This window comes from Hyphobacterium marinum, assembly GCF_036330325.1.
GTDB lineage: Bacteria > Pseudomonadota > Alphaproteobacteria > Caulobacterales > Maricaulaceae > Hyphobacterium > Hyphobacterium marinum.
The window spans coordinates 126,928-143,498 of sequence record NZ_JAZDRO010000004.1; the positions used below are offsets into that span (position 1 = coordinate 126,928).

At 60.1% G+C, this 16,571-nt stretch carries 15 protein-coding genes, 2 tRNA genes and 3 rRNA genes; 13 read left to right on the forward strand and 7 right to left on the reverse strand.

Features of this window, described 5'->3' with window-relative positions:
- Positions 1-212 precede the first annotated feature (212 nt).
- From V0U35_RS14015 to V0U35_RS10315, 3 genes are read left to right on the forward strand one after another with little or no spacing between them, the layout of a single operon-like run.
- Positions 213-1,160 (forward strand): RHS repeat-associated core domain-containing protein, encoded by a 948-nt coding sequence (locus V0U35_RS14015; protein ID WP_373696406.1) that lies wholly within the window; start codon positions 213-215, stop codon positions 1,158-1,160.
- A 2-nt stretch (positions 1,161-1,162) separates the two neighbouring features.
- The gene (locus V0U35_RS10310) at positions 1,163-1,504 is read left to right on the forward strand and encodes a hypothetical protein (protein ID WP_330196633.1); all 342 of its coding nucleotides are present in this window, start codon (positions 1,163-1,165) and stop codon (positions 1,502-1,504) included.
- Entirely contained in the window at positions 1,501-1,710 is a 210-nt protein-coding gene (locus tag V0U35_RS10315) for a hypothetical protein (RefSeq protein WP_330196634.1), read from the forward strand. The genes V0U35_RS10310 and V0U35_RS10315 overlap by 4 nt, the downstream gene beginning before the upstream one ends.
- A 186-nt stretch (positions 1,711-1,896) precedes the next feature.
- On the opposite strand, the gene V0U35_RS10320 is transcribed toward V0U35_RS10315, so the two are convergent.
- Complete coding sequence (locus tag V0U35_RS10320) at positions 1,897-2,661, reverse strand: PhoH family protein (protein WP_330196635.1); 765 nt, start codon at positions 2,659-2,661, stop codon at positions 1,897-1,899.
- Positions 2,662-2,955: 294 nt separating this feature from the next.
- On the opposite strand from V0U35_RS10320, the gene V0U35_RS10325 reads away from it, so the two are divergent.
- A complete protein-coding gene (locus V0U35_RS10325; protein ID WP_330196636.1) occupies positions 2,956-3,486 on the forward strand; it encodes a gamma carbonic anhydrase family protein in 531 nt (176 codons plus the stop codon).
- On the opposite strand, the gene V0U35_RS10330 is transcribed toward V0U35_RS10325, so the two are convergent.
- The 3 genes from V0U35_RS10330 to V0U35_RS10340 all read right to left on the reverse strand — a co-directional run bounded on the left by V0U35_RS10330 (position 3,469) and on the right by V0U35_RS10340 (position 5,376).
- Positions 3,469-4,008 (reverse strand): DUF4339 domain-containing protein, encoded by a 540-nt coding sequence (locus V0U35_RS10330; RefSeq protein ID WP_330196637.1) that lies wholly within the window; start codon positions 4,006-4,008, stop codon positions 3,469-3,471. The genes V0U35_RS10325 and V0U35_RS10330 overlap by 18 nt on opposite strands.
- Before the next feature lie 101 nt (positions 4,009-4,109).
- A complete protein-coding gene (locus V0U35_RS10335) occupies positions 4,110-4,754 on the reverse strand; it encodes a PilZ domain-containing protein (protein ID WP_330196638.1) in 645 nt (214 codons plus the stop codon).
- A gap of 58 nt (positions 4,755-4,812) precedes the next feature.
- Positions 4,813-5,376: a PAS domain-containing protein gene (locus tag V0U35_RS10340; protein ID WP_330196639.1), complete on the reverse strand. Its 564-nt coding sequence runs from the start codon at positions 5,374-5,376 to the stop codon at positions 4,813-4,815.
- Positions 5,377-5,547: 171 nt separating this feature from the next.
- Between V0U35_RS10340 and V0U35_RS10345 the strand changes: the two genes are divergently transcribed.
- Both V0U35_RS10345 and V0U35_RS10350 read left to right on the forward strand, forming a co-directional pair.
- Positions 5,548-6,411 carry a hypothetical protein gene (locus V0U35_RS10345; RefSeq protein ID WP_330196640.1) on the forward strand — a complete coding sequence of 288 codons (864 nt, stop codon included), beginning with the start codon at positions 5,548-5,550 and terminating at the stop codon, positions 6,409-6,411.
- 557 nt (positions 6,412-6,968) lie between these two features.
- Positions 6,969-7,106 (forward strand): hypothetical protein, encoded by a 138-nt coding sequence (locus V0U35_RS10350; protein WP_330196641.1) that lies wholly within the window; start codon positions 6,969-6,971, stop codon positions 7,104-7,106.
- On the opposite strand, the gene hfaD is transcribed toward V0U35_RS10350, so the two are convergent.
- Genes hfaD through hfaA form a run of 3 tightly spaced genes read right to left on the reverse strand, consistent with a single transcriptional unit; the run spans position 7,097 to position 9,666 of the window.
- On the reverse strand, positions 7,097-8,332 hold the full coding sequence (hfaD, locus tag V0U35_RS10355; protein ID WP_330196642.1) for a holdfast anchor protein HfaD: 1,236 nt from the start codon (positions 8,330-8,332) through the stop codon (positions 7,097-7,099). The two genes, V0U35_RS10350 and hfaD, sit on opposite strands and share 10 nt — an antisense overlap.
- Positions 8,247-9,245, reverse strand: coding sequence for a holdfast anchoring protein HfaB (gene hfaB, locus V0U35_RS10360; RefSeq protein ID WP_330196643.1), 999 nt, complete (start codon positions 9,243-9,245; stop codon positions 8,247-8,249). Before hfaB ends, hfaD begins: the two co-directional genes overlap by 86 nt.
- On the reverse strand, positions 9,238-9,666 hold the full coding sequence (hfaA, locus tag V0U35_RS10365) for a holdfast anchoring protein HfaA (protein ID WP_330196644.1): 429 nt from the start codon (positions 9,664-9,666) through the stop codon (positions 9,238-9,240). The genes hfaB and hfaA overlap by 8 nt, the downstream gene beginning before the upstream one ends.
- 156 nt (positions 9,667-9,822) lie before the next feature.
- On the opposite strand from hfaA, the gene V0U35_RS10370 reads away from it, so the two are divergent.
- The 7 genes from V0U35_RS10370 to rrf all read left to right on the forward strand — a co-directional run bounded on the left by V0U35_RS10370 (position 9,823) and on the right by rrf (position 16,571).
- Entirely contained in the window at positions 9,823-10,458 is a 636-nt protein-coding gene (locus V0U35_RS10370) for a rhomboid family intramembrane serine protease (protein WP_330196645.1), read from the forward strand.
- Between the two features lie 68 nt (positions 10,459-10,526).
- On the forward strand, positions 10,527-10,958 hold the full coding sequence (locus V0U35_RS10375; protein ID WP_330196646.1) for a CBS domain-containing protein: 432 nt from the start codon (positions 10,527-10,529) through the stop codon (positions 10,956-10,958).
- A 592-nt stretch (positions 10,959-11,550) separates the two neighbouring features.
- Positions 11,551-13,011 (forward strand): 16S ribosomal RNA (locus tag V0U35_RS10380).
- 212 nt (positions 13,012-13,223) lie between these two features.
- Positions 13,224-13,300: transfer RNA gene (locus tag V0U35_RS10385), tRNA-Ile, on the forward strand.
- A 48-nt stretch (positions 13,301-13,348) separates the two neighbouring features.
- Positions 13,349-13,424, forward strand: a tRNA-Ala gene (locus V0U35_RS10390).
- A gap of 207 nt (positions 13,425-13,631) precedes the next feature.
- Positions 13,632-16,362: ribosomal RNA gene (locus V0U35_RS10395) — 23S ribosomal RNA — on the forward strand.
- Between the two features lie 94 nt (positions 16,363-16,456).
- Positions 16,457-16,571: ribosomal RNA gene (gene rrf / locus V0U35_RS10400) — 5S ribosomal RNA — on the forward strand.
- The 16S, 23S and 5S rRNA genes sit together here with 2 tRNA genes alongside, the layout of an rRNA operon.

A 16,571-nucleotide genomic window follows, 5' to 3' on the forward strand; every position in this document is an offset into this window, starting at 1 on the left:
GGCGTCGCGTTTGCCCTTGGACCGGGGGGCGGGACAGCCTTGCCAACCCTGCCAGACAACAGCTCGAACGCGGTGACGGAGCGCTACGTCCACGCCGGGGGCCTCGGCGCGCCGGTGGCGCAGTATGATGGCGCAGACGGACTCGTCGGGCGCTCTGGTGGGCGCGATCAACAGCTATGACCCCCGCTTTCGCGAGGGCAGGCGAGTAAGGCATCGAGGCCTCGGGCAATGCCGGCGCGTTCGGCTATGCCGGCCAGTTCCGCCTGCCGATGGATCACATGACCTTGAACCGCAACCGGGTCTACGGGGCCGGCCCCGGCCGCTTCCTCCAGACCGACCCGATCGGGCAGAACGGCGGGCTGAACCTCTATGGCTATACCGGCGGGGATCCGGTGAACTTCACCGACCCGTGGGGGTTGGCAGCGTGCGACGACTCCGAAGTCGAAGACTGTGTCCCTGTCGATGGAGACTGTCGAGGTGCCTATGCCCGATGCGGTTCGGTAAGCGGTGACCCACTCCGTGATTGGTTAAATGACCCTAACCATTGGCCGGCAGGTTTGATAACAGTCACGTATGAAGATGCTTTTAGTGTCAGGGATGTAATTACAGTGACCGCGCCCCGACCAAGAGAAAACAGGTGTGCATTGGGTACAGGGGGGAGGGCCAGTGAGGCCGCAATGATGGAGTCACTTGGGCTAGGACGCACCTTCCTTGAAGATTCCGACAATTTCGGAGGCAGAGTAACCAATTCTTTGATAAACCCTGTAGTTTTTAACTTAAGTGCTGGGCACCGATATCGTCTTATCGAGTTGCAATTCGCGAGCTATGGTCCTGCTCCTCCACTGTCTGCGGCTCGCAGCGGCTATAATTTGTCTAGGCCAGTCCCAACTGGTTCGTGGGGCCAAGGTATGCGAGCACTTAGTGTTGGTGGTTTAGCCAGTTCCTTAAATAATTCAGCATGGGTTACGTACCGTGCTAACGGTGGCACTTGGGATAGAACGTATTCGCTAGCGGCTAACGGCGCTAGAACAACCCAGTGGCTAGAAGTCAGACCTGGTGAGCCAGTATCGGCCACAATTCGTGGCCTTACACTTACGAATGTAAGCGTACGGGCAATTGGATATACATATTATCCGCAATTCTATTTGTGTGGTGATTGAGCATGAAAAAGGCTGTATTTATACCTTTTGTATTTTTGTGTGGCTGCCACTTTGTTGCCGACAGCAGTTGTTATGTTTCTCTAACAGAAAGTCGAGAATCATACATAAATAACCACCAAATTTCTAATTTATATGATGATATAATATCTTTATATAACAGTGGAATTTTAAATGAAACGCCAATTATAGAGGATAATGTGATTTTCTTTTATGGAAATTGTGAAGAAATATACGCAAGGTTTTCAAATCTAGAAAATTTTCATATTGATGAAATTGAAAAAAATCAATACGACTTAGCTAGAAGGAGGAGTTATGCGGACCCACCCCCATTGCGTCTAGAGTGACGAGCTACGCCTATGACAGTACGCACCGTCTGTTGACGCTGTCGCATGATCTCTCGGGCGCCACGAACGACGTGACCTTCACCTATGCCTATAATCCGGCCGGTCAGATCATCTCGCGCACGATCTCGAACGACAATTACGTCTTCGGTGGCTTTGCCAACGAGGACGTCACCGACCAGCATAACGGCCTCAACCAGTTGACTTGAGATCGGCTCGAGCAGCCTGACGCACGACACGGCGGGCAATATCACCAACGATACGCTCAACACGCTGGTCTATGACCAGGAGAACCGTCCGGTCTCCTCGACCGACGGAGTTGAAACACCCCCCAAACAGAACCGGCGGAGCCATGAGGCCCCGCCGGCGGTGTTTCAGACCTGACTGACGGTGAGTTAGAGCACGTCGAGCATGGAGGCGACGAGCGGATGGCGAACGATGTCGCCCTGGTCGAGCCGGACCACGGCGATGTCGTCGACCTGTTCGAGCTTTTCCGAGATCGCCGACAGGCCGGAGAGTTCCGGCAGAAGGTCGGTCTGGGCCGGGTCGCCGGTCACGGTCATGGTCGAGTGCCACCCCAGCCGCGTCAGCAGCATTTTCAGCTGGCCGTAGGTGCAGTTCTGGGCCTCGTCGACGACGACGAAGGCATTGTTGAGCGTGCGCCCGCGCATGTATCCGATGGGCGCGATCTCGATCAGACCTTCGGCCATGAAGGCTTTCAGCTTTTTCGGGCTTAGCCGGTCGGTCAGCGCGTCATAGAGCGGGCGCAGATAGGGGGCGAGTTTCTCCTCCATTGCGCCGGGCAGGAAGCCGATACTCTCGCCGGCCTCCACGGCCGGGCGCGACAGGACGATGCGCGAGACCTCGCCTTTTTCCAGCGCCTCGACCGCCTTGGCGACGGCGAGATAGGTCTTGCCCGTGCCCGCAGGCCCGAGCGCGAGGACGAGATTGTGCGTATCGATGGCCTTCATGAGCCGTTTCTGGCCTTCGGAACGCGGTTTGACGGTTTTCACATAGCTCTGGTCGCGCATCGGCTCGCGATCATCGGGGCTCCAGCTTGTGCCCGGGAAAAGGGCGCGGACTTTGGTCTGCTCGTCTTTATAGTGATCGGAATTGAATTCACCGGCAGTGCTGCGACGCTTTGCGGACCGTTTGGCCATGTCGAGGGTCTCCAGATACAAAAAACCCCCCGGCGGGAAGCAGGGGGGCGACAAACGCGGCTCAAGGCTTGGATTCCGGAACGGGCGTCCAGATGGTCTCCCGGCATGCCGGGCTCTGGCGGTGGTGTGCATTGCATGTGCACGATGGCTCTGTAGCCTCCCCTCCGGACCGTTTGCGACCCGACCCAACCCGTCGAATCGCATAGGCAGTATCAGTGTAATTCGGTGAACAATTCCTAAGCATTCTTTTCGCAGGAATTTCACAATTCGGATGAACGAGAAGGAACTCACCCCATGACGATCTTTGCGCTCGGCGACCGCGAACCCGTCCTGCCAGCCAGCGGCAACTATTGGGTGGCCCCCAGCGCGGAAGTGATGGGGCATGTGATCCTGAAGGAGAATGCCAGCGTCTGGTATGGCGCGGTGCTGCGCGGCGACAATGATCCGATTGAAATCGGGGAGGACTCCAACGTCCAGGATGGCTCGGTCCTGCATACCGACGAGGGCGTGCCGCTGACGGTGGGGAGAGGCGTGACCATCGGCCACCAAGCCATGTTGCATGGCTGTACGATTGGCGATTACAGCCTCATCGGCATTGGCGCGACGATCCTCAACGGCGCGAAGATCGGCTCGAATTGCGTGATCGGCGCGCATGCCCTCATTACCGAAGGCAAGGTCATACCCGACAATTCACTGGTCGTCGGCGCGCCGGGCCGGGTCGCCAAGACGCTGGGGCCGGAGATGGGAGAAATCCTGAAGGCGTCGGCGGATCATTATGTCGCCAACTGGAAACGTCACCGCGACGGGTTACGTGTCATCACTTGAACGGGTGCCGCCCGGGTTCCAGACCTCGCGGATGCGCTGGTCGATGGTGTCGCCGAGATTGAACCAGGCCGTCTTGTTGCGTGACGCATCGACGATGAAGAGGCTGTCATCGCGGTCGAGCAGATGGCTCAGCTCGTTGCGCAGGCGTGCCGCGCTGGATGCGGTCCGCAAGAGCCACACTCCGTCGACGATTTTGGTCTCGTCACCAAAATGGGACAGGGCGCTCTGGAACGCGCTTCCCGTTTCGGAACGGATGTCGGCGACAATGATAAAATTCGAGGCCTGGCCTTCGCCGCCAGAGCGGTCATTGGCAGCACCACGAGCCTGGTCCAGCCAGCCGCGCAGGATCTCGACTTCCAGCGCGGGTTTCCAGCCGCCATCGCGCTCGATGGAGACGAGCGAATGGGCCGCGACGCGGCCTTCCTGGATGAAGCCGCGCATCTGGGCCTGCGTGTACGGCCCGTAGACGCGGCCATCGACCTTGACGAACCACGTTTTCGTGGTTCCGCCATCGCGGGACATGCTGGACGCTCTATTTTGGCTTCGCTGGAACATAACCACACGGGTTTGGCAAAAATCGGGCCAGAGCCTGCACGCTCCGTCCTGAACCGGCGGTAACGAGCTTAACCGGCTTGTGCGACGGAATTGGTGTCTTGTGCAGTGGATCGCTGCGATTCGGGCGGATCGAACGCCACGGCAAAGCCGTTTTCCAGTATGCGGGCTACGTTCCCATGCATTTCGCCGACCTGAACGCGTTCGCCGACGCGGGGGCGTTCCAGGCAGGCAAAGGCCGCCCCGCTGATCGACACGTCAATGACGTCGGCCTGGATCATCACGCCATCGCGCAGCTTGACCGTTGCCCGTCCCTTGCCGGGACGGCGCGAGGCCACCCGGTCTTCGTCGAGGCCGAGGCGTTCCATATTGAACCGCCAGGTAATGGCGTCGGCCAGCCGGTCGCGCTTGGGCTGGCTGGCCTGAAAACGCAGGCTGAACCAGTTTGCGCCCTGGCGCAGAACTTCGCCCTCGATCCGGCCGAGCCCGTCAATCATCAGGACGACGCGTGTTCCGGGGGCCGGGGGTGCCTTGGCAAGGATTTTCGCGCCGCCGGGCGAAACATCGATCAGGCGGCAAGGCTGTTCACCGGCGCGCTCGGCCAGAAACCGGCCGCGCATGGCCAATTCGACACGGCGATGCCGCCGCCGCTCTTGCGCGCCGCGGGCAGCAATCTTGATCTTTCTCCGATCCAGGCGGCCGGGCTTGTCCAGCATCTGCTTGCTCCAGTGAGCGCGCAGTGTCGGCCAATCGAGTTAAGAAGGGCTTGCCGGATCAGCCGTCATTTGCAGGGCGCGGCGGCACGCGTGCGCTGCCATAAGACAGCCCCGAAAGGCCGCTGGGCCATTTGCGCTTCGGCAGGCGGGCTTCGATCAGGCTCTGGCGGACAATGGGCCGCCGTTTGAGCGCGTCGACCGGATCCATCGGCTGGAACAGTCCCAGGATACGGTCAGTCTGTCCGTCTCCGCCTTTCAGCGGCAGCAGCGTGATCTCGGCGGTGATGGTCGCACCGTCCAGCGTGCCGGCTTCGACCAGTGCCGAAGCGGGGGCCGGACCGCAGATCGCGGCCTCGAGGAGGGCCCGCATGTGGTCGCGGTCATAGCCCTGCCACAGGCTGAGGAAGTTCTGCTCGCGGAACTCGCGCCGGTAGAGATCGCACAGTCCCGTTCCGGCCAGGCGGAACAGGTGGTGATCCGGATCGGCACGGTAAAGGATGAAGAGGCGGCTCAGCAGATTGCCGATCTCGCGGGGCGCAATGTCCATGCGGCGCGGGATCGCCGCACCGAAACGGCGGGACTCCCAATATGAATGAAGCGCCTTGGAATGGGCGTGCAGCACGGCCTGGCTCCTGCAAATGGCTGAACGGCTGCGTTAACCCAGCGCCGTCCCGAATTGACCAGCAGGCTTCAAGTTCGGGGCCATACCCCAAAAAGGCGAGCCGCGGACACGCCAGTGGCGAATCCGGCCCGCCCCTTGCACGGCAGGGGGCAGAATCAAGGGAGCAGCATCATGCCCGTATCACTCCGGTACGCTTTTCTGGCGGCAATCGCGCTTTTCGCCGCGCCCCTGGCGGCGGTGTCCCTGCCTGCACCGGCCTTTGCCGGTGGCGAGGAGGGGGGCTGTACCCATGGCTGCGGCCATGGCGGCGGCCATCGCGTGCGTCCGCCGAACATCACCATTCACGGTCCGCGCATCAATGTCGGCGTCAATGTGAACACCAATGTGAATGTGACGACCAACGTCAACGCCAACGCCAATGCAGGGGCAAATGCCGGAGCCGGCGCAGGCGCGTCCGGCGGGGCAACGGCCATTGCCATCGCCGGTGGCGGTGGCGGGTCCTTTGGCGCGCCGCCGCCCGCAACGGCCATTACGGGACTGGCGCTGGCCGGGATCTACGAGACCGAGCTGATCGAGGAAGAGCGCACCCGCGTTCTCGAAGAATGGCGCGTGATCCGCGCGGTCTGCGTCGATGATCGCGGCACGCCGCATCCGGCCTCCCGTCCGAGCCCGGACGAGCGGGTTGAATCCGGTTTTGATGGCGAACTGTTCCGCTGCATGTCGGGAACGTTCATGCAGGTCACGATCGGCTGGCGCGTTGATGGTGCGGATGTGTGGGACGATGCCTACACGATGGTCTGTGAACGCAATGAAGCGCTGCGCCACGACGCGACGGGCCGCGTCTTCTGCGCGATCCAGGAGCCGCGCCGGAACTGCAACGAGCGGTCGCTTCTGCGGCTCTACGGCCCGGGCCTGAAACTGGTCTATATCCGCCGGGAAGAGACCTATACCGAAACAGTCGAGCGCCGCCGCGAAGTGGCCACGGCGACCAATATGACACTGATGCTCGACGGCGGGGTCGGCGGCTACCGCTAGATCCATGCGTTGATGGGGGTGGGCGAAAAGCCCCGGTCCGGACCGCCGGGCCGGGGCTTTTGCTTGTGCCTTGGCCGGGAGGCCATTTTCAAAGTCGAGCATCACGATAATCGGGCGCGAAAATCTCCACGCCGATATTGCAGCCCCGGATCTCCTCCAGCAGGCGAACGGAGGGGTTATCCAGCGTGATTGGCACTTCCACGACCGTGCCGACAGATCAGCCGCGTAGTTCGGCCGTTCTTCATTGACGAGGCGGGCCATGCCGGCCTCGGCCGACTCTGCCACGAAGGTGAAGTCGGCCCGGTCCTGATACGGGAGCGTCAGTGCGCCCGGCGCACCCGTGTCGACATGGCACAGGCGTACTTAGCAAGTCATCGTGACGAGCAGGGAGGGGCGGGGGTCTTTGTTCGCCCTCGAACGGCGAAGCCGGGCCTGCGTGGAAGGCCGCATTGCGGCAATGGGCATAGGATGCGCCGGCCGCCACCCGAGCCGGATTTGATCCGGTCCGAGCCCGAACCCTGGCCTGGCAAACGCTCGATGACGAAGAGAAAGCGGCCTTGAAGGGCCGCCTGAAAAGCGAGATCGAGCGGGGGCGCAACGCGCTGGAAACAGGCGAATTCGCCGGCCGCCCGCAGGCGGACCTCGAAGCCAGGCTTCACAGGTCACGCCTGGACTGGCTGGCTGATCAGTCCTGAGTGTAGGGGCTGGTGGTCACGAAGCTGGCCGAATTGCCCACCGCATTGGCCGCGCCGGTAATACCCCAGCCGGTCTGCTGCGTGGCCTGGAAAGTCGAGGTGACGCGCCCCGAATTGGTCTGGTTGACCTCGCCGGTCGCCTGGACGTTCGGGCATTCATTGCAGGAATAGGCCGAGAGCGCATTGCCGAAGGCGCTCGCTGATCCGATCACCTCGCCGCCATCATCACCGGAGAAGCGCATCGTCGCATTCACATTGCCGATATTGTTCTGGTCGAGGCCGACGAACACATCCGCGCCGATATTCGAGACAACGGCCGAATTCCCGAGGCTATCGGCGGACGCAATGATCGAATCCTGGTCAAAATTCCCCAGATTGATATCGGTCAACGCGTCGGCGTCACCGGAATTGGTCTGGCTGCCTTGGGCGTGGGCGTAGCCCCACTGGTTCTCCACCGACAGACCATTGCCCTGGGCCTGGGATGCGACCGTGGTGAAGCGCGATCCGCCGCCCGCTTCCATCCGGGCCGTGGCGCGAACTTCGCCGCGATTGGCCTGTTCCACATCGAGAATCTGGTCAGAGACATAGCCCGATGTCTGGACATTATTGCCCGAGGCGGTCGCGCCGAGCACAGCGGTCCAGCCCATCCCGCCGTTGCGGGCATCAATCGTGGCATCCGCACGGACGTCCGCACCGCTGTCCTGACGCAGAAGCCCGTTGATCGAGCCGTAATCGGCCTCGATCTCGACGGCGTTGGCCGCCGCATTCGCGGCCGTGACCGAGGAATTGGCATAGCTGCCCACGCGCAGGGTGGCCCCGGCGAACACGCTCGAACCATCGGCCGCTGCCTGGGTCGAGCTGATGTCGGAATCCCCGGTCATGTCCAGGGTCGCGCCATTGCCCATCGCCGTGGATACGGTCAGCGCCGTGCCGTCGACCGATGTCACGGACGTTTCGGCATCGGCCGTCACGAACCCGCCAAAGGATTGCGTGTTCTCGACATCGTGCGGCGCAATGGTCTCGACATCGAGCACATTGGCCATGGCCGTCGAGGCCAGCGTGGCTTCACCTGTCTCGCCAGCGTCCACGCGCAGGAGCGCGGCGACCTCGGCCTGCAGGTTGATCTGCCCGTTGAGGATTTCAGTCGTATCGTCCGCGAAGGCCGACACGGACATCGCGATCGCGGCGCTCGTGCCCGCGGCCAACGCTTTCACGCGCTTGGACATTCGAAGTCTCCGATGAAATTGCGTAGGCGGTGTGGGTGTTGACGCCGCCGGTGGTGTTGGTCGGACCCAGGGGGTCGCTGTGCAGGCAGGCCGAGCCTGGCGACACGCCGTAAAGCGTGGACGAGAATTCCAGAACGGCGCGCTCGATCAGCGAACGCACGGCCAGCTGGATCGGCTCCATGGAGCGTCCGCCGGTGGAAATGTCGACGACGGCATCGCCCCAGAAGCTGAAGACCCCGGCGCTGATTTCGCGGCCGATAATCTGCTTCTGGTAGGAAATGACATCGACCACTTCCATGGTGCGCGTGTTGATCAGGCGCAGGTCGATGCCGACATTCATCACATACATGCGCGCGTTGAACACGCCGGTGGGGTCGGAGGTGAGGCGGTTGCCGCCCAGCACATCCACGCCCTGTGAGCGAATATTGTAGTTCAGCTCGGTAATGCCGCCGATCAGGTGATAATCCGACCCCGGGATGGAGCCGGCATAGATCTGGCGATAGCCTTCGCCGCCGCGGTCGGCCTCGTCACCGATCAGGCGGTTGTTGGCATAGCGCATTTCCAGTTCCGACACGGAGGTATCGAAGCGCTCAACCAAATTGATTCCGGCTTTCGAGAAGGCCGAGATCGCCATCAGGGACGCGCCCTGGGTGATCGCCGGGCCGCCTTCGGGACCAACCGCGCCGGTATAGTCGGAGAGGCGGCCTACCGCGATGCGCGGCGAGCGCGCGCCCTGGCGTGCGGCATAGCCGGCCAGGCAGGTCAGGGCTTCCGAATACGGCGTCGGGTTGGGCGTCACCGGTGCGTTACCAATCGGCGTGGCATAGCGGCCGTCACTTCCCGAGTTCGGTGTCACGGCGCAGCCCGCCAGGGCAATCGCGCCAAGGGCGGCTGCGAGAATGCGCTTAGTCATGTTCGGCGACCTCCGGTTCCTGCGGGCCGCCGGAATTGGCGACGGCAGTGACGTTGCCGTTATTGGTCTGGGTGGAATTTACGATCACCGTGTTCCAGCTGCCGTTGACGACGACATTGAGCTGGTTGCCGATCGCGGTCGCGCTCGACGTACTGTTGTATCCGGTGCTGGTACTGGCACCGACGCCACCCGTGCCTTGCATCTGGGCCTGGACCCCGACGCCGGTCTGCATCACGCCATTGGTCACGACGCGATTGTTGTTGGCGTCGCGCGTACCGGCGCGGTACGGCTCCGTCGTCTGCGACTGGCCATTCGTGCCCCAGGGCCGCTGGAAGTCGCTGGCGCTCTGGGCGAAGGCCGGAGATGCCGAAACGGCCGCGGTGGCGACCGTGATCAGCAGGGTTGTCTTGCGCAGCGTCATTGTCCCGAATCCTCTTTCTCGATGCGAATTCAGGTCATCTGCTGCAACCGGCATGCCACCGGGGGAAGTCCCGGGGAGGCTTTCCCCTGTTGGGCGAAAAGGTTTTGTTAAGCAGATCGGGCCGAATCGGAACGGTATGAACGGGAAGGAGGGCCCATGAGCGTCCCAAGGCGAGACAGTCCCGTTTTCAATGACATGCCGTTGGTCGTACTGGCGCTTTCCGCCGTCATTGCGGCGGTCTTCCTGATCGGCACCATGCTGCCCGAATTCGAGTTATGGTCCCGCTATCTCGGCGTCGTCATCACGGCCGATATCGGTGAACATCCCAGCCCGCTCGGTCCCTGGTCGCCGTTTCTTCTCCATGTCTTCCTGCACAGCGGCTGGCTGCACTTCGCTTTCAACATGGGGGCCATGCTGGCTTTCGGGACGGCCGCGGCACGGCCCTTTGGACATGGGGGCAGGGGACAGCTGGGCTTTTTGCTCTTCTTCTTTACATGCGCAGCCGGCGGCGCGCTCGGCCATATAATCGCGAACTGGGGCGAGATGGCCCCGATGGTCGGGGCCTCCACGGCGCTGTCTGGATGCATTGCCGCCGCCGGTTGGGCGCGGGGCGGACGCAACGGCATGCTGCGGCTGGCCGTGCCGTGGCTCTTGTTCAACCTGGTCCTCGCCGTGTTGGGTACGCAGACCGCGATGACCATCGCCTGGGCCGGCCATGTCGGCGGGCTGGTAACAGGGGCCGTGCTGTATCCAGTGTTTCTGGCGGTCTTCGCGAGAACGCGCCGATTCTAGCGATTCTCAACGCGGACAGCGCCGGATTGTGCTAGACTGCCGGTTCGTCTCCAGAGGAGGTGACCCGCATGAAAGTGTCCGACATTCTTACAGACAAGGGCCGCGAGGTCCTGACCATAGACGCCGGTGCCACGCTGATCGAAGCAGCGCAAAGCCTGGATACGAATCGAATCGGCGCGCTTGTGGTGCTTGACGCCGACGGATCGCTGGCCGGCGTCATATCCGAGCGCGACATCGTGCGGATTGCCGCACGCAATGGCAGCGCAGCGCTGACCTCACCGGTCTCGGTCGCCATGACCCGCGACGTCCATACCGCCAGCCCGGGTGACTCGCTCGATGACCTGATGATCGAGATGACCGACCGGCGGATTCGCCATTTGCCGGTCATCGACGGCGGCCAGCTCGCCGGAATGGTCTCGATCGGCGACGTAGTGAAGCGGAAAATCGAATCCGCGGAGGCCGAAGCGGATGCCATGAAGCGCTATATCTCGGCCGGCTGACTCCCGATGCGCCTGTAAAAGCGGGGCAATCGGACCAAATTCAGCGCTTTGTGCAGTTTTCGCGACATTAGCGCTTGCGTCCAAAATCGCCTCCGCCTATACCCCGGCTCCTCGGCGGCGGGCACACGCTTTACCGCTTGCGCTGAAGGGGGAAACTCCTTATGTTGCCGAGCCTCTCCGCTCTGACGGGAGTTCATCAACGGCGTGTAACCGATCGCGCCGGCCGGAGCCTTTTGGTCTCTGTGTCCGGTGTTGGAAACACGACTGCGAAAACTCTTCGACAAGGCGGTTGACAGAGGTAGGGCGGGCGAATAGATAGCGCCCTCCTCGTTCGGGCGGGACGCGGTAGCGACCTCGCTCGGGCAAACGGGACTGGCAGCGGAAGCTGTCCTGGACCGGCTGTTTGACATCGTGGATATGGAAAGAGAAACGCAGGCGGCGGCGTCTGGCGGATGGCTCAGGCCATCAATCAGATACCGATGACGCTGTAGCGTTTTTCTGAAAATGACAAATTGCCAATCGTCGCCGGTTCGCCGGTGATGAATGGTTCTTGTCGATTTCTTGAAATGCCAAGCGACGTCGGGATCCAACTCAACCTGAGAGTTTGATTCTGGCTCAGAACGAACGCTGGCGGCAGGCTTAACACATGCAAGTCGAACGCACTCTTCGGAGTGAGTGGCAGACGGGTGAGTAACGCGTGGGAACATGCCCATCAGTACGGAATAGCTCCGGGAAACTGGAATTAATACCGTATACGTCCTTCGGGAGAAAGATTTATCGCTGATGGATTGGCCCGCGTTAGATTAGCTAGTTGGTGAGGTAAAAGCTCACCAAGGCGACGATCTATAGCTGGTCTGAGAGGATGATCAGCCACACTGGGACTGAGACACGGCCCAGACTCCTACGGGAGGCAGCAGTGGGGAATCTTGGACAATGGGGGAAACCCTGATCCAGCCATGCCGCGTGAATGATGAAGGCCTTAGGGTTGTAAAATTCTTTCAGCAGGGAAGATAATGACGGTACCTGCAGAAGAAGCCCCGGCTAACTCCGTGCCAGCAGCCGCGGTAATACGGAGGGGGCTAGCGTTGTTCGGAATTACTGGGCGTAAAGCGCACGTAGGCGGCTAGGAAAGTCAGAGGTGAAAGCCCAGGGCTCAACCCTGGAATTGCCTTTGAAACTATCTAGCTAGAGTTCGGGAGAGGTGAGTGGAATTCCGAGTGTAGAGGTGAAATTCGTAGATATTCGGAGGAACACCAGAGGCGAAGGCGACTCACTGGACCGATACTGACGCTGAGGTGCGAAAGCGTGGGGAGCAAACAGGATTAGATACCCTGGTAGTCCACGCCGTAAACGATGGATGCTAGTTGTCAGGCAGCATGCTGTTTGGTGACGCAGCTAACGCATTAAGCATCCCGCCTGGGGAGTACGGTCGCAAGATTAAAACTCAAAGAAATTGACGGGGGCCCGCACAAGCGGTGGAGCATGTGGTTTAATTCGAAGCAACGCGCAGAACCTTACCTACCCTTGACATACTCGTCGCGGTTTCCAGAGATGGATTCCTTCAGTTAGGCTGGACGATGTACAGGTGCTGCATGGCTGTCGTCAGCTCGTGTCGTGAGATGTTGGGTTAAGTCCCGCAACGAGCGCAACCCTCGCCGTTAGTTGCCAGCAGGTTTGGCTGGGCACTCTAACGGGACCGCCGGTGTCAAGCCGGAGGAAGGTGGGGATGACGTCAAGTCCTCATGGCCCTTACGGGTAGGGCTACACACGTGCTACAATGGCGGTGACAGTGAGTTAATCTCCAAAAACCGTCTCAGTTCGGATTGTTCTCTGCAACTCGAGAGCATGAAGTTGGAATCGCTAGTAATCGTGGATCAGCATGCCACGGTGAATACGTTCCCGGGCCTTGTACACACCGCCCGTCACACCATGGGAGTTGGTTCTACCCGAAGATGGTGCGCCAATCAGGCAGCCAGCCACGGTAGGGTCAGCGACTGGGGTGAAGTCGTAACAAGGTAGCCGTAGGGGAACCTGCGGCTGGATCACCTCCTTTCTAAGGATTGCCGATCGACCAGCGACCCGGACCCTTGCGGTCTGGCAAGCTTCCTTTGGCTTCTTGGACATCAGGTCGCACCCGCCCAGGGTGACGACCAAAACACAGCGGGCGTCGCCGTCTCCGTTTCTCTTTCCACGCTGCAACCGATCGCGGTTGCGGCGGCCGCGTTCCTCGTTAGGGGGCTGTGTGCGTTTGGATCGATTCCAATCGGGCCTGTAGCTCAGTTGGTTAGAGCGCACCCCTGATAAGGGTGAGGTCGGTAGTTCGAATCTACCCAGGCCCACCATGCGCTTTCAGCCTTTGAGGATCCGGCCGACTTCTTGCGTTTCTGAACGGGGCTGTAGCTCAGTTGGGAGAGCGGTAGCTTTGCAAGCTTCAGGTCGTCGGTTCGATCCCGTCCAGCTCCACCAGAACGCGGTTGCAAAAGTTTCATCCACTGGCACGGAAGTGCCGGCCGGATGGATGTATGACATCGTAAAAAGAGGATTCACCCGCTTTCAGGGTGGATTGAAGAGACATCCTGACCGATGGGCTCATGTGAGGTCGTTCCACATCACGGTTCTCGTTTGCACGAACGGGAATTGGACGGAACGTTCACCGCGCATGGGCTTCGTTGAAATCAAGCGTCAAAAGGGCGCCTGGTGAATGCCTTGGCGATAAGAGGCGATGAAGGACGTGGCACGCTGCGATAAGCTGTGGGGAGGTGCGAGCAACCTTTGATCCGCAGATTTCCGAATGGGGAAACCCACCCCTTTGGGGGTATCCTGTACTGAATACATAGGTGCAGGAGGCAAACCCGGGGAACTGAAACATCTCAGTACCTGGAGGAAAGGACATCAAACGAGACTCCGTTAGTAGTGGCGAGCGAACGCGGACTAGGCCAGTGCTCTCTCTGAATTTACCGGAACCATCTGGAAAGTTGGGCCATAGCGGGTGACAGCCCCGTACGGCGCGAAGACGAGAGAGACTCGAGTAGGGCGGGACACGTGAAATCCTGTCTGAACATGGGGGGACCACCCTCCAAGCCTAAGTACTCCTTATCGACCGATAGTGAACCAGTACCGTGAGGGAAAGGTGAAAAGCACCCCGACGAGGGGAGTGAAACAGACCCTGAAACCGGGCGCCTACAAGCAGTCGGAGCGCGCAAGCGTGACGGCGTACCTTTTGTATAATGGGTCAGCGACTTTGTCTCACGAGCAAGCTTAAGCCGATAGGTGTAGGCGCAGCGAAAGCGAGTCTGAATAGGGCGAATGAGTTCGTGGGATAAGACCCGAAAGCAGGTGATCTAGCCATGTCCAGGCTGAAGGTGAGGTAACACTCACTGGAGGGCCGAACCCACTTCTGTTGAAAAAGAACGGGATGAGGTGTGGCTAGGGGTGAAAGGCCAATCAAACCTGCAGATAGCTGGTTCTCCGCGAAATCTATTTAGGTAGAGCGTCGTATCTATACCTTCGGGGGTAGAGCACTGGATGGGCTAGGGGGCCTCACCGGCTTACCAAACCTAACCAAACTCCGAATACCGAAGAGTAATGTACGGCAGACACACTGCGGGTGCTAAGGTCCGTAGTGGAGAGGGAAACAGCCCTGACCGCCAGCTAAGGTCCCTAAGTTATCACTAAGTGGGAAACGATGTGGGAGTGCTTAGACAACCAGGAGGTTGGCTTAGAAGCAGCCATCCTTTAAAGAAAGCGTAACAGCTCACTGGTCAAGCGCTCCTGCGCGGAAAATGTAACGGGGCTTAAGTGATACACCGAAGCTGCGGGCTCGAAAGAGCGGTAGCGGAGCGTTCCGTAAGTCGATGAAGCCGGACCCGCGAGGGCCGGTGGAGATATCGGAAGCGAGAATGCTGACATGAGTAGCGACAAAGCGTGTGAGAGACACGCTCGCCGAAAGTCCAAGGGTTCCTGCGCAATGCTAATCAGCGCAGGGTTAGCCGGCCCCTAAGGCGAGGCCGAAAGGCGTAGTCGATGGGAACCAGGTCAATATTCCTGGGCCAGCAGAGAGTGACGGATTGTGTAAGTGGTTCCTCCTTATTGGATTGGAGGGGCTGCGAAACAGTCCCTGGAAATAACTCCTGCATTAGACCGTACCCTAAACCGACACAGGTGGACAGGTAGAGTATACCAAGGCGCTTGAGAGAACTATGCTGAAGGAACTCGGCAAATTACTCCCGTAAGTTCGCGAGAAGGGAGCCTCTGTATTGGGCAACCAGTATGGAGGGGCACAGACCAGGGGGTGGCGACTGTTTACTAAAAACACAGGGCTCTGCGAAGTCGCAAGACGACGTATAGGGTCTGACGCCTGCCCGGTGCCGGAAGGTTAAAAGGAGGAGTGCAAGCTCCGAATTGAAGCCCCGGTAAACGGCGGCCGTAACTATAACGGTCCTAAGGTAGCGAAATTCCTTGTCGGGTAAGTTCCGACCTGCACGAATGGCGTAACGACTTCCCCGCTGTCTCCAGCATAGACTCAGCGAAATTGAATTCTCCGTGAAGATGCGGAGTTCCCGCGGTCAGACGGAAAGACCCCGTGCACCTTTACTACAGCTTTGCAGTGGCGTTAGCGACGATTTGTGTAGGATAGGCGGGAGACTTTGAAGCCAGGGCGCCAGTCTTGGTGGAGTCATCCTTGAAATACCGCCCTGATCCTTGTTGACGTCTAACCGCGGCCCGTGAACCCGGGCCCGGGACCCTGCATGGTGGGTAGTTTGACTGGGGCGGTCGCCTCCCAAAGTGTAACGGAGGCGCGCGATGGTGGGCTCAGAACGGTCGGAAATCGTTCGTCGAGTGCAATGGCATAAGCCCGCCTGACTGCAAGACTGACAGGTCGAGCAGAGTCGAAAGACGGCCATAGTGATCCGGTGGTCCCGAGTGGAAGGGCCATCGCTCAACGGATAAAAGGTACGCCGGGGATAACAGGCTGATGATGCCCAAGAGTCCATATCGACGGCATTGTTTGGCACCTCGATGTCGGCTCATCGCATCCTGGGGCTGGAGCAGGTCCCAAGGGTTTGGCTGTTCGCCAATTAAAGCGGTACGTGAGCTGGGTTTAGAACGTCGTGAGACAGTTCGGTCCCTATCTGCCGTGGGTGTCGGAAACTTGAGAGGAGCTGTCCCTAGTACGAGAGGACCGGGATGGACGTACCTCTGGTGGACCTGTTGTGGCGCCAGCCGCATAGCAGGGTAGCTAAGTACGGAAAGGATAACCGCTGAATGCATCTAAGCGGGAAGCCCCCCTCAAAACCAGGTTTCCCTTGAGAGCCGTGGAAGACCACCACGTTGATAGGCCAGATGTGGAAGCGCTGCGAGGCGTGAAGCTGACTGGTACTAATTGCTCGATTGGCTTGATTTCACGAAGTTCATGTACGGCGAACGTTGCGTTCGCCTGATATGAGCCAGAAAGTCAGGCACATACGTCTCTTCAATCTTCAGATCGATCGCGCCGACCGGGTGGTTATGGCGGGGGGACCCCACCCGTTCCCATCCCGAACACGGCCGTTAAGACCCCCAGCGCCGATGGTACTAAGTCTCAAGACTTGGGAGAGTAGGTCGCCGCCCGGT